At 56.7% G+C, this 13012-nt stretch carries 13 protein-coding genes; 2 read left to right on the top strand and 11 right to left on the bottom strand.

Annotation, left to right across the window (positions count from 1 at the left end; genetic code table 11):
* Positions 1–13: 13 nt before the first annotated feature.
* The 9 genes from ACSKB9_RS16540 to tnpA (ACSKB9_RS16580) all read right to left on the bottom strand — a co-directional run bounded on the left by ACSKB9_RS16540 (position 14) and on the right by tnpA (ACSKB9_RS16580) (position 8042).
* Positions 14–346 carry a hypothetical protein gene (locus tag ACSKB9_RS16540; RefSeq protein ID WP_438080649.1) on the bottom strand — a complete coding sequence of 111 codons (333 nt, stop codon included), beginning with the start codon at positions 344–346 and terminating at the stop codon, positions 14–16.
* Positions 310–912, bottom strand: coding sequence for a plasmid pRiA4b ORF-3 family protein (locus ACSKB9_RS16545; protein WP_438074283.1), 603 nt, complete (start codon positions 910–912; stop codon positions 310–312). Before ACSKB9_RS16545 ends, ACSKB9_RS16540 begins: the two co-directional genes overlap by 37 nt.
* Positions 909–2474, bottom strand: a complete 1566-nt coding sequence (gene tnpC / locus ACSKB9_RS16550; RefSeq protein ID WP_438074103.1) for an IS66 family transposase — start codon at positions 2472–2474, stop codon at positions 909–911. The genes ACSKB9_RS16545 and tnpC (ACSKB9_RS16550) overlap by 4 nt, the downstream gene beginning before the upstream one ends.
* Positions 2475–2525: 51 nt before the next feature.
* Entirely contained in the window at positions 2526–2879 is a 354-nt protein-coding gene (gene tnpB / locus ACSKB9_RS16555; protein ID WP_027557044.1) for an IS66 family insertion sequence element accessory protein TnpB, read from the bottom strand.
* Entirely contained in the window at positions 2873–3295 is a 423-nt protein-coding gene (tnpA, locus tag ACSKB9_RS16560; protein ID WP_011931030.1) for an IS66-like element accessory protein TnpA, read from the bottom strand. Before tnpA (ACSKB9_RS16560) ends, tnpB (ACSKB9_RS16555) begins: the two co-directional genes overlap by 7 nt.
* 84 nt (positions 3296–3379) lie before the next feature.
* Positions 3380–4126 carry a CapA family protein gene (locus ACSKB9_RS16565; RefSeq protein WP_438080249.1) on the bottom strand — a complete coding sequence of 249 codons (747 nt, stop codon included), beginning with the start codon at positions 4124–4126 and terminating at the stop codon, positions 3380–3382.
* 1484 nt (positions 4127–5610) lie between these two features.
* Positions 5611–7182 (bottom strand): IS66 family transposase, encoded by a 1572-nt coding sequence (gene tnpC, locus ACSKB9_RS16570; protein ID WP_438074284.1) that lies wholly within the window; start codon positions 7180–7182, stop codon positions 5611–5613.
* 52 nt (positions 7183–7234) lie between these two features.
* Positions 7235–7588 carry an IS66 family insertion sequence element accessory protein TnpB gene (gene tnpB, locus ACSKB9_RS16575; protein WP_438074153.1) on the bottom strand — a complete coding sequence of 118 codons (354 nt, stop codon included), beginning with the start codon at positions 7586–7588 and terminating at the stop codon, positions 7235–7237.
* A complete protein-coding gene (tnpA, locus tag ACSKB9_RS16580; RefSeq protein ID WP_438073869.1) occupies positions 7569–8042 on the bottom strand; it encodes an IS66-like element accessory protein TnpA in 474 nt (157 codons plus the stop codon). The genes tnpB (ACSKB9_RS16575) and tnpA (ACSKB9_RS16580) overlap by 20 nt, the downstream gene beginning before the upstream one ends.
* A 461-nt stretch (positions 8043–8503) precedes the next feature.
* On the opposite strand from tnpA (ACSKB9_RS16580), the gene ACSKB9_RS16585 reads away from it, so the two are divergent.
* Positions 8504–9382 carry an SMODS domain-containing nucleotidyltransferase gene (locus ACSKB9_RS16585; RefSeq protein WP_438074285.1) on the top strand — a complete coding sequence of 293 codons (879 nt, stop codon included), beginning with the start codon at positions 8504–8506 and terminating at the stop codon, positions 9380–9382.
* The gene (locus tag ACSKB9_RS16590) at positions 9360–9941 is read left to right on the top strand and encodes an SLATT domain-containing protein (protein WP_438074286.1); all 582 of its coding nucleotides are present in this window, start codon (positions 9360–9362) and stop codon (positions 9939–9941) included. Before ACSKB9_RS16585 ends, ACSKB9_RS16590 begins: the two co-directional genes overlap by 23 nt.
* Before the next feature lie 11 nt (positions 9942–9952).
* Here the strand turns inward: ACSKB9_RS16590 and ACSKB9_RS16595 are convergent, their stop codons facing one another.
* Both ACSKB9_RS16595 and ACSKB9_RS16600 read right to left on the bottom strand, forming a co-directional pair.
* The gene (locus tag ACSKB9_RS16595) at positions 9953–11080 is read right to left on the bottom strand and encodes a hypothetical protein (RefSeq protein WP_438074287.1); all 1128 of its coding nucleotides are present in this window, start codon (positions 11078–11080) and stop codon (positions 9953–9955) included.
* Positions 11081–11462: 382 nt separating this feature from the next.
* Positions 11463–12548 (bottom strand): hypothetical protein, encoded by a 1086-nt coding sequence (locus ACSKB9_RS16600; RefSeq protein WP_438074288.1) that lies wholly within the window; start codon positions 12546–12548, stop codon positions 11463–11465.
* Positions 12549–13012 lie beyond the last annotated feature (464 nt).

The raw sequence follows: 13012 nt of genomic DNA on the forward strand, positions 1-13012 counted from the left end.
AACGAAAAGTCTATCAGAGAGACTTCTTTGTCCAGCTTCCAAAAACCAGATCAACATACTCTTTCATTCGCCCAATACGCTCCGCTGGAGGAGAAGATGTACATTCATCCAAATGGTCCTCCAGCTTTTCAATGCGCATCAGTGTTTTTGTGCCCTGACAAGAGATGCTACGAAATACCGGAACGGGCTTGACGCTTTCGATGTAAGTGCGGTGAGCGCCATTTCTGCCGCCCTTCGACAATCGAACGTTCAAGATCATACTTAAGACGTAAGCGTAGCTCTGCGGCCCTTTTGAATGGCGCTTGACGCCTATTTTGTTCGCGTGGCGCGTCGCCGCGATATCCATGTGTCGGACAACGCGTTGACGGCGGCTTCGAGCGCCTTCCGGTCGACGACGTTGGGATCGAACCGCTCGGGGCCCCAGAGGCGCATGTGTTCGTGCTCGGGATGGCCGGGGTCGCTGATGGCGGCGAGGTATTCGGCATAGCCTGGCGCACCGCCAACGTCTTCCGGAGGACAACGACCGGCGGCCTCGAGCAGGAAGGGAAGCCCCTCCGTCGTGGTGTTCTCGAACCATTTTTCGAGCTTGATCACATGGTCCCAGCTGTCGCCGAAGTCATAGAGATAGTGGATCGTCTTGGCGCCGGTCTCTCGAACGATATCGCAAAGCCGCGCTTTGCGGGCGTCCATGGGCTGGTGGCCGTAATCGTTGTGGGGATCAGGAATCCCACAACGGACCTCATCAGCGAAGAACTCGAAGAGGTGACTGTTCGTCCAGCCGAATGCCTCCTGAAGCGTCAGATGCAACCGATCAAGGCGCAGGGTGACGGGTACGACAAGGCGACGCATCACCTCCGGCTTCACATCCTTGAGGGTCACCTTGATCCGGACCGCGGTCGTGTTCAGGCTCATGCCGCCAGCCTCGGATCGTGTGTATGCATCGTATAGGTCGACGCCCAGGGAAGCAGTTCGTCCAGTTGCGCCGCAGGCCAACCATTGACGAGCTTGGCGAGAACGTCAGCGAGCCAGTGCTCGGCACTGACGCCATTGAGCTTACAGGTCTCAATGAGCGTAGCCAGCAATGCCCAATTCTCGGCACCTTCGTCGCAACCGGCAAAAAGGGAGTTCTTGGCATTGAGCTTGATCGGTCGCATCGCTCGCTCGACCGCATTTGTGTCCATCTCGATGCGCCCGTCATCAAGGTAGAAGGTTAGGCCGTCCCAATGACGCAGCGCGTAACGCAGGGCCTTCGCCGTGTCGCTCTTCTGCGCAAGGTGAGCAAGCTTGGCCTCAAACCACTGCTTCAGGGCTGTAGCCAGAGGCCGGGCATGCGCTTGTCGCCCCGCGCGGCGCTCGTCCGCAGATCGGCCGCGGAATGCCTTCTCGACCGCGTAAAGCTGGGCGATGCGCTCGAGGGCCTCGCGGGCAACCGGAGCTGGCGCCGGCGCAGCCCCCCGCTCGATCTTCACAAACTGGCGCCGCAGATGCGACCAGCAGAAGGCGAGCGTCCCGGACAGGGCGTCCGCACGCGTCTCTCGGGTCATGGTCTTGTAAGCCTGATAGCCGTCGCAGTGGATGATGCCGCGATAGCCCTCAAGCAGCCGCAAGCCATGAACGGCGCCGCGGCCCGGTGCATAGGCATAGACCACCCCAGGCGGATCAGGTCCGGCCCAAGGCCTGTCATCGCGTGACAGCGCCCAGAAGTAGCCGGTTTTTGTTCTGCCGCGCCCCGGATCCAGCACCGGCGCCGGGGTCTCATCGACACAGAGCTTCGAGGAGGCCAGCAGAAGCTGGCGCAGACGATGCCACAAGGGCTTCAATTCCTGGGCGGCATAGCCGACCCAGAAGGCGAGCGTGGAACGGTCGATGGCGATACCGTGCGTCGCCAGCATCTGCGCCTGGCGGTAAAGCGGCAAATGCCAATGATACTTGGCATCGATGACATGCGCGACCAGTCGCTCTGTAGGCAATCCTCCCCTGATCAGTCGCTCGGGCGCGGCGTGCTGGAGGACGACGCCATGACAGGCGCGGCAGGCCAGCTTGGGCCGGCGGGTGACGATGACGCGATACTGCGCCGGCACGACGTCCAGCCTCTGGCTCTCATCGTGGCCGATCTCAAAGAGATGGCCTTTGCAGGACGGACAGCAGGTTGCAGCGGGCATCAGGGTCTCGACGATGCGCGGCAAATGCTCCGGAAGCTGACCACGGTTGGCTCTACGCTCGGCCGCTCTCTTCTCGGAGGTTCTGGGATTGACGCGATCCTCGGCTGCTTCGAGAGCTGCGACCGCCTCTTCGATGTCCTCCAGAACAAGCTGTAGCTGATCAGCATCCAGCTTTTCCGAGGACCGACCGAACTGCGCATCTTTTGCAAGCTTGAGCAACCGCTCGAGCCGGGCGCAGCGATCCAGCAGAGCCGCGGCAAAGACACGCAACTCGGCTGGATCGCTCGGCAGCTCATCGGGCAAATCACTCATTGGCCCGAGCTTGCCATGCTTCGCGTCACGATGCAGCGATGATTTGCATTTTTACGCAAGCGCTTTCGGCTGCGGGATTCGAGGCGCGTGCATGCGCGTCCAATCCATGCCGGCTACCAGTGCTGACAGCTGGGCCGCATTCATCCGCATCACACCGGCCACGATGGGTGGCCATTTGAAGCCGCTGCCATCGAGCCGCTTCCAATACATCACAAGGCCGCTGCCGTCCCAGACGACGATCTTCACCCGATCGGCGCGCTTCGCACGGAACACCACCGCCACGCCCTTCATCGGGTCATGGCCCAGCGTCTCCTTCGCCAGCAGCGCCAAGCCTTCCGCTCCCTTCCTGAAGTCGACAGGTTGCGTCGCCACGTAGATCATGAGGCTCGCGGGTGGCGTCAGCATGAACGTGTCCGTCGGAGCGCAATGAACACATCGCTCAATACAGCAAGGCCAGGCGCCCCGCGCACCTCCACGCGCGCGCCCTGGAACTCAACCGTCACAACGGCGGCTTCAGGCGACCCGGAGGGGTCTGCGGCCGCAGGCAACGCCGATTCCGACATCACCGGCACGAACGACAGCGTGTCCGCCGACGCCGGCAATACCAACTGGCCCAAACGCGCCCGGCGCCGCCAGTCATGCACCTGCTGGGGCCGGCAACCATGGCGACGGGCGACGTCCGTGACAACCGCCCCCGGCTCGAGGCTTTCCGCAGCAATCTGCGCCTTCAAATCATCCGGCCAGCGCTTGCGACCTGCGCCTGCGAACACTTCAATACGCGGTGACAACGGTCGTCTTATGTCGTCAGAATGGTCGTCCATTATGAGCACCCTTGCAGAAGATGACTCTTCTAACGGTGCTCTCAAGACTCCGCACAAAAAATCCAAAGGGCCTCGGCGCCACGCTTACCTTAAGACGAGGTGCGGCGCGGTATACCATCCCCACGTCAAGCTGCCCAAAGAGTAGGCGATAACACCAATACGATCTGGATCTCTCTTTGTCCGGTAATATTCAAGCGGCTGAATAACGTGAGGGTGATGACCCAGAATCAGGTCTACCCCCTCCTCAATCAATGAATGAGCGGCCGCGATTTGTCTGTAACGTGGAAAAAACTCAAATTCGTAGCCCCAATGAATTGATGCCATAATGAAATCACAACCTTGCTTCTTGCAATCCTGGATTTGCTTTTTGAGCAACGCCAAATCCGTTGGGACGTGCTTGGACAAAAGTCTAGCCGCGTGCACACGAAACGTTTCGTTCTCTGGCAACTGATGCGCATTAAGTCCAAACGTCGCCGATACAAATCCGATCTTAATTTGATTCTTCGCAAGGATGTTTGCTCGCCCGTATTCCTCGGGGCGACGGGGAGCACCAATGTCAACGATCCCGGTTTGGGTCATTGCTCCCCGGGTAGCTTCAACACCCTCTATTCCCAAGTCCAGTATATGATTATTGGCGAGGTTAAGAACAGTAAAATGCTTGCCCCGATGTTCGGTCAACGCAGCATATTGAGCGAATGAACAACACATCATCGCCGTGCGTCCGTCGCCTATGGCTCTTCTTGCAACCTCCTCTTCTGCTACAGGCAATTCATAATTTGCGAATGAAATGTCAGCATCAAAGAGGGCAGAAGCGACATTTTCAAAAAGGATGTCCTTGGAGGATTCAGAGACCGTCTGCCTGAATTAAATCACCAGATGCGCTCAGCGTCACCGAACTATCGCTCCTGAACTCATCCGGCAACTTCACAACTGAGTTGTCGTATAGAAACAAGGTCCCAGGTACCTTATTTTCTGATCTTATGATCGGCCTGGCGCTTTTGTAGAACCAGTACGCCATATCCGTAAATCTCATCTCGTCTAAATCGGTCGCGACGTTCTGAAGCGGACGATCCCAGAGACGCAACCATGTGGCACATCGTACGGCCGCGCGAAGTCCCGCAGAGGCACGGAAAACCTCGGCAGGACTTGCGGGAAGATGACGCGGCATAAACAGATGTCTTTCGACTGGGAAGTGGACGGGGCTTTGTGATGCCCGGCGGATCAATAGCTGTCGTCGGTGCGCTCAACTATTCGCTCGCGACGTCACCCTCGACGGAATTCAATCCGATGGCCGCCTCTGCATAGGGATTTACCCGAATTGTTCTGACGCACTCGTCAATCGGCGCGCAGGTTGAGGTCCGATAGCGTCGCACCGAGCAATGGATATGCTCCAAAACTGACCAGGACATCAGTATATCGATCGGACGACGCCAGTTGAGGTTAAATCCATTGTTTGTGGTTTCCTCTTTGGCTGGCAGCAGACATTTGAACTCCTTCCTTATCTCGGAAGTATTTCCCGCAGATCTAGATAGATTTTAGTGCGCTCAGAGTATATCGAGGGTCGCGCCTCGAAACTACCAACATCGATAGTTGATAGTTGTACGTCCGTGATCTGCCACCGACTTTTCAGCCTGCCGGGCGAGCCATGGCGGCTGCTCTTGGTCCCTCTTGCGTGCTCCGAAGGAGGGAACGGCACGCTTTGCACTCCATGGATGGCTCGGGACACCGTCGCGCGAAACAGCACTGACTTGTTGAAGATACAGCGAGAAAGCACGAAAGAGCTCAATTGTGTACGCTGCGTACGCAACTTTTTCTTTCGGTGCGGTCTCGATTGAATTACTTGAAGCTAGCGATGCGTAGACGAGACTTCGCATCACCTCCATTCGATGTAGGCAATGATTCTCTAGCCTAGTCGCAAGAATGTATACTCGAGATCCGCCGAGAGATTGGCGGTGCCATGCGGTAGTCTCGCTACCGCTGCCCTAACGGGCGTTTCCTCCCTTGACTTGGCCGCCGGTCCCTTAGGATCGGCGGCTCTGTTCGGTGTTAGGTCAACGTTCTCATGATTGAGAAATCATGGATCAATCTGCACTCGACCGACGCGGTGCCCGGACAGAGGCACCGTGTGTGCTTGGGGTTGAATTTATGCAGCACAGAGGCGTGCAATTCAGCATTCGAGAAGCGTTGCCAGGCGAATGGCACTACCGTTTTGAGATCGATGACAAGACGATCAGTGTAAGCGCGAGTTTCGCGGCACGCTGAGGCCGGCGGTGTTGACGGCTCGCCTTCGGTATCGAAGACGGTGCCTGGCGATTTCAGGCCGTGGCAGATTTTGCGAAGTTGAAGGGCATCAGGTCGTCGATATCTGCATCGACCGCGCGCTGAGGCAACTCGGTGAGCACGTGGCGCAGCCATGCTAACGGCTCGACGCGTGAGGCGCGGCAGGTCAGCATCAGACTGTAGACAACGGCACTGGCCCTGGCTCCGTCGACGGTGTCGCTGAACAGCCAGCACTTTCGGCCAGTTGCAAAAACCCTGATGTCGCGCTCCAGAAGATTATTGTCGATCGGCATCCTGCCATCTTCGGTGTAACGCGTCAGATAGTCCCATTGGTTGCGGGTGTAGGACACGGCGTCGCCGAGCTTGCTGTCAGGCAAGACCTTCGGGGCCATGTCATCGAGCCATCCCTTGAGGGCGTTCAGGACGGGAATGCTGTGTTGCTGGCGGAAGCGGCGAATGCAGTCGGCCTGTGTTTCACCCTTCTCCGGTTTCTCGTCCTGCTCCTGCCTTTCAACCCGGTAGAGCTGTTCGAAGAACCGCAGCGCTTGTTCTGGCGGCCCGCCACCCTTCTTTCTTGCTTTGAGTGCATCGACAAAGCGCCGCCGGGAGTGGGCCATGCATCCAATGTGGGTAGCCCCTTCCAGCGTGCGCCATGCGGTATAGCCGTCGCTCATCACAATGCCGCGGTAATCGCCGAGGAAGGCTTGCGGGTGGAGTTGGCCGCGGCCTGGCTGATAATCCAGAAGAACGATCGGCTCGTGACTGCCCTTGCCGCTGCGATAGGCCCACATGTACGAGGTGCTGGTGGCCTCCCGGCCCTTCTCCTTGAGGACCTGAACCGTCGTCTCGTCGCCATGGATGAGAGGTTGTGATCTGAGCCGCAGCTTCAGGGCGTCATAAATGCGATGCAGATGCTTCTCGCTCGAGCCGATCACCCAGTGGCCCAAAGCGCCGCGGCTGACAGGAACACCTGCGCGTTCAAAGGCCTGCGCCAGGCGGTAGAGCGGCGTGCCATCGACATATTTGTGAACCAGCGCGAACGCCAGCGTCGAGGCCGTGGCAACGCTGCCCGGCAACGGCTGCGTCGGCATCGGCGCGGTCACGACAGGGGCGTTGATCCCGGTGCGATCGCAATGGCGGCACGCATATTTGAAGCGCACATTCTGTAAAACCTTCGCCTTCACCTCGATATGAAGTTGCTCGGTGACAGCCTCGCCCATGCGATGCATCTGGCCACGGCAACAAGGGCACGCCTTCTGATCGTCGGGCAGGTCATACTCGACGCGCTCGCGCGGCAGATTGGCCGGCAGCGGCCTGCGGCCGCGCTTCTTTCCCGGCGCGCTTTCGACGGGTGGCAAGCCCGTGTCCGGAAGTTCGGCAATATCGTTCGTTTCACTGCCGGCGTCATCCTCATCGGTGGCCTGCTCGGCTTCATTGAAGAGACGATCGACGTGCTTTTCGCTGCGCGGCGCAAAACGATGCAGGCTTGCCAGCGCCAGTTCTTCCTCGAGCTTGACGACGCGCTCCGTGAGCTGACGATTCTCCGCCTCCAGCGCGGCAATGCGCGCCAACAGCATCTCAACACTCGGATCGCCGGTTCGATTCATCGGATTCTTGAATCTGAACCGTACCGACGCGTCAACCGCTCAACTCAAGAGCTCAGCCGGCAACCTTGTATTGCCGCACCGGATGGCGGACCATCGCATCAATATCGATGCCGTCAAGAATCCAGTGCAATTGCTCGGTCGTAAGTCGGACAACCGCTGCCTCGCGGCGCGGCCATCGGAACTTGTCCTCGGTCAGCCGCTTCAGGACCAGCACAAAGCCGGACCGATCGAAGAACAGCAGCTTCATCCGGTCGCAACGGCGATTGCAGAACGCAAAAACCGCCGGAGCGAACGGATCGAGCGCCATCGTCTCCTGGACCAGGACCGCAAGGCTGTTGATGCCGACCCGGAAGTCGATCGGCTCACGGTGCAGATAGACCTGCAGGTCACCGCCCAGTCTGAACATGGCCCAGGGCTCCGATGATCGCCGTCAATGCACCCACATCGCCGCATTCCAGCGCGACCTTCACGCCGTTCGGCAAGGACACGCTCACTTTAGCCGGAGAACAAAAAGCTGGAGATCTCCTGGGTTCCGACCCACGCACTTCATCGCAAGTCGCCGGAAAATCCACCGCCGCAACGCCGCCTTGCCGCGACAGAGCCCGCTCGGAGGTCCCCTCAAGCTGAACCGGGATGAACGCCGGGCATGACGGCGGCGGCAGCGACCTGGCCGCGGTGTGCTTCTTGATCCACTTCCGAAGGAGGTTCGCGTTGACCCCGTGTTCGAGCGCAAGTCTCGAGACCGAAACGCCAGGCTCAAGGCAGGCCGCCACAAGACGCTCCTTCGATGTCGTCTCGTAACGCCGGCGACCGTTTCGGCCAACAAGCCTGACCCGCAGTTTCTGATCGTCGTCTGCCATCACAAGGTGTCCACCTATTTAAGTGGACACCTCATGCATCAGAGCACTCAAAAGCAAAAGGTGCGACGAAATTCGCGCTTACCGATCAGTGGCAAGACCCAAACGAGATTGCAGCTTCTTGCGGTCCGTCGGGTCAAGGATCGGATTAATCGTGAACTGAATCGCAACGCGGAAAGTGAAATTTGATATTGGTGTGAACTCCTCTGGACGAAACGCGAATCCGCTCAACGAAGGATGTGGCGGCTCGAATCCCACTACTTCCGCCATATCATAATGAAAAACATAGACTATTTCCGATATCGTTGGAATGCCCCCCGGATTTACCCTCGGCCAGTAAATGGTTCGGGGCCGAATCTCGCTAGACGAATTGTGGCCCCTCAATCCACTGCTAATTTACTCGGCCTGATTGTATCCGATCGCGAAAACACCATGTTGGTTTCGAAACCGGTTCGGAGGACCAGATGGGGGTCGGGGAAGATTTTTCGACGTTCAAAGACAATTATCAAATCTCGGCGCAATCAATCACCGATATTTCTTATCGCTACAAGCGCATCACGCGACAGTTGAACACAGATTTTTGGAACACAAATTCCGAGACTGCTCACAGTCTATATGTGGGGTCCTATGGCCGCGACACCGCAGCAAAAGGGTTGAGCGATCTCGATATCGCGTTCACGCTACCGTATGCCGAGTACGCCAAATACAATGCATACCAAAGCAACGGTCAATCAGCGCTTCTGCAGGCTGTGAAGACCTCGATCCGCAAGACGTACAAGACCTCAGACAGCTTCGGGGACGGCCAGGTTGTCGTCATTTCGTTCACGGATGGCATTACTTTCGAAGTCCTGCCCGTCTTCGAAAACAAGGACGGCGAGAGCTTCACCTACCCGAACGCTAACGGCGGAGGTAGTTGGAAAACCTGCAATCCGAGAGCTGAGATTGCAGCGGTTTCCAAAAGGAGCGACGCGACAAATAAGAATATGAAGTACCTAGCGCGGATGAGCCGCGTTTGGTGCGATCATTGCTCCGTCCCAATGAGCGGCATGCTGGTTGACACGCTGGGTTATCAGTTCATCGAGAACTATGAGTATCGCGACAAGTCGTTCTTGTATCACGACTTCATGATGCGCGATTTTTTCAATTACCTTGCCGGACAAGATCCGAAGCAAAACTATTGGCGCGCACCGGGTAGCGGCTCATCTGTCACGAGAAAGGGTGCTTTTGAGTTCAAGGCTCGAAGTGCATATTTGCGTGCGTGTGAAGCAATCGCCCTAGGCGACAAAGAATGGTCGCGACGACAGAAATGGAGAGAAGTCTTTGGCAGCCTCTACCCCGGCTGAAGACGAGCGCTATGTGCTCGAAAGCCAAATACGCGAACTGTATGGGCGCTGTGCTTACACTCATAAAGCGCATGAGAAGATGGCCGAGCGAGCCAGCACTTATCTATGGCGCGTCAAGTGGGCTCAGATCATTCTGTCAGCGCTGACAACGGGTGGGGCTATCGGCGTACTGTTCGACAAAAGCTCAGCGATTTTCCCACTGGCCACTGCCGCTCTGTCAATCTCAATGGTCATCGTGAACAGCTACGTCAAAGATATCGATCCAGGGCAAGACGCCCAAATTCATCGAGACGCGGCTTCAGACATTTGGAATGTTCGCGAGGCATATTTGAGCCTACTAACGGATATCCGGGACCCGGCGTTCAATCTCAATGACCTTCGGGCCCGGCGGGACGAACTTCAGATTCAGTTGCACGCGATCTACAAGGCGGCGCCGCACACAAATTCTAAAGCTTATGCCGAAGCGCAAGGTGCCTTGCAAAGGAGAGAGGACCTTACCTTCACTGACGCGGAGATCGACGCTTTCTTACCGGGACCGCTAAAGCGTAAGCGTGTCTGAGAAACTCCGCATCAGCCGTCCTTCCAATATCGCCCCTCCTGCCCCGCAAGGCCCACAACTTCCTCTCCTCCGAGATACGTCGGTGGAATGAAGAACATGCGGGAGCGCATATCTAGGCGAGCGCATCTTCCCACCGCCTCGATCACTCTAAGCGCTTCGTCGATTAATTCATCTATTGTCATCGGCCAGTGCTGCAGGTCGGCAGCCCAGATGTCCACGTCTGCATCAACATGAGCGGTGCACTTGTTTCGTACATCTTGCCGTAATTGGTCGAGGCGAGGATGCGGAGCACTCTTAAGCGACGCCAAGCAGGCCACCCCGTTGAAATTCGCATTGCTCCAATGATCGAGTACGCAGAGGTCAACTTGCCCGTGCTCATTCTGGACGCCAGAAACAAAAAGCAACTCCCAAAAAGCGCAGTAGTCGTTCACAATCATCTCGGCAAATAGTCGCTCGACCTCACTGCCACGGCTAACGGCTTGGAGCATGATTCTGATTTGCCGCAGAAAGATCGCGAGCCCCGTCGCACGTATCGTCACATCCTGGGCCGGATGGCCGCCCGGTAGAGGAGCCACCACGTTTGCAGTTGCAAGTCCTGGGTAAACGTTTGCAAGCCGAGGTCGGCTCGGGTCTCCGAGATTGGTCTCTTCCCGCCAGAATGCCTGCCAACTAGGATCCATCATCGAGGCGGACGCACCCGGATAAGAAAGAACCCTTGGATAGTCGGTCGTGAGGCGCGTTAACTCGTTGTCGATTTCCTTGAGATCTGCCTCAAGTACCCCAAAAGTCGTCTCCCCCATGCATTTCCATGTGTCAACGATCCTCATCAAGTCCAACTGCAAGGCATGCGCTGCCATTGCATCTCGCCCTATCTCCATATCGCTGTTTTCGAGATCCTTCCGCAGGCGCTTGATGAGCCCCTCCAATACATCGACCTCCTTCTTATCACGTGGAGGCAAAGCGTCGCGAATTTCATTTTTGAGACGTGCAACTAGGTTCAGGAGAGAGTCGAGCTTAACGAGCCCGTGGCGCGCGACAACGCGTTTCTCCATTTCGTGGTCGATGAGCCTTATCAGTTCGCCGATGGTTAGGAAGTCCGAGATAAGCCGAGCAACTTTTCCGGCTAGATGCTTTGCCATTTATAGCGCGTCCCCAAAAATCTGTTATGAGCGCAATGCCAGCTAGCCGCTGACGAATGCTCGATTGATTGCGGCGAATAGCTTTCCGGTATTGCGCGATGCTCTACCGTCATTGCTCGTTGAGCTTTGCTGATTGTCGTTAGTTGTCGCTCTTGGTGTTGCTATTTGCTGAGATTGATCACTATCCATTGCGTGCGCCCCTCGAACCATCATTGCGAATCGATTGTTATCGCAGAACGGGAATTGCGCAACGTCCGGTGGCATAGAGCGTATTGCGATGCGTCATTTCTTAACTAGCCACCGTTCGAGGCGTGCCGCGAGAACTCCTCGATCCGGGAGGCATCGATCTATTCTTGCAATTGATGGCCGCTTAGGGCTCTCGTCAGCGCTTCCGCGCCTGCGCCAAAGCGGCCGAAAGCGCGCCGACGATCATCCCCTTGATACGCTCCAATCTTTCGACGGATTTCGATGAGACATCCAAAGAGATGTTTTGACCAAAGGTCCTAATGATGAATTCATTTCCCATCATCACGTATTCCACAAACATATTCTTTTGTCCGCTGTGCCTCTCGCGCTGCTTGGTTGTGCTAAAGAATTCACCCGCGTGACCAATTGCGTTACGCATTCGGATGGCGTTCGGAAACTGTGAAGCCATTAATTTCCAAGCAAGGCGCAACTGCTTTGCATCAGCTAGATCGCGGACCGCCGGGCTATGTTTAAGTACGTCCTTCCGCAAGATTTCGAACGTTCGCCAAAAGTGAAACAGGCTGAAAACGGCATCTCTAGCGGCCATTTGCTGCCATTCTATGGTGATGAAGTACTTTGCCTGTGAATGCGGCAAGAACTGTGGCCGCGAAAAATGTAAGGTGCTAGCGTATGCCATCAATTTCGACGCCGCATCGAAGCGAAACACATAATCAAATAAATTGTGTACCAGAAAATCGATGTCATCTGCCGCCTCTCGCTCGGGGGCCGGAACGAGATCGCGATTAACCTTCTCGGAAGAACTGGGAAAGCGCTGCGGTGTTTTGACTAGACCAAGCGCTAATTCGCGGTCTGCGACGATATCAGGATGATACTGAGTGCCACCACCAGGGACTGTCAGGTATTCTGCCCGAAGGTGGATCGGCCCACCTGACTGTAGGAACGCCCTTGCTTCTGCGAAATCCCGGAATGGGGCAATTACCCCAAGGTATCCGACGTTAATCACAGACATGCCATGAGGATCGTTCCGCCATCGACCACCCCAAAGTTCCGTGGCTTTGTCAGACGGACTGAACAGATAGACTATGGCTCCTCCGCCCTGCTGCGGATGGCACCCGATCTCAAACCCACCGCTCAGCGCGGATTTGATACGGGATGCTATGCCGTATCCCCAGATCGTCGTGCCGTCGGCAATTTGGGCGACCACTGGTCGCCCAATATCATCATAGCCGAACTGGTCTTTTTCCCCAATCTTGGTGACCATTATGGCACACGAAAAGAACGAGCAATGGAAACGCGTTGAGCAAAATTGCGTTTTATTGGAGCGCTACAGGGAACAATGTCAACATCGTCGGTGGCGGAACGTGCGTTGTGATGATGTTGTCGGTCGCGTCACTTCGGAGAACTCATACTCGTCATCAACGATGCTCACGCGCCAAAGATGGCCATGAGCCTGGAGCTCATCATTGAGCCATGCGAGAGGCACAATCTCGCGATCACACCAGACTTCGTCCAAGGGCAGGCCCTTCCGAGCAAAGTGCCGCGTCTTGATCCACTCCACGATCAACCGCCGCGCCTTATATTGTGGAGTGTCTGGAGCGTCACCGCCGCGTCCCGGCTCAGTTACCGGCTCAAAATAGGGCCAGCGCATATGGGCTCGCCTTGGGGAGCCGATGGATTTCGCTAGCTCATCAGGCATGAAGGCGCGCCCTCCTCTCCCGCCGCGGC

It is taken from the genome of Bradyrhizobium sp. BR 1433 (assembly GCF_051547665.1).
In the GTDB taxonomy this organism is placed as follows: Bacteria; Pseudomonadota; Alphaproteobacteria; order Rhizobiales; family Xanthobacteraceae; genus Bradyrhizobium; species Bradyrhizobium australafricanum.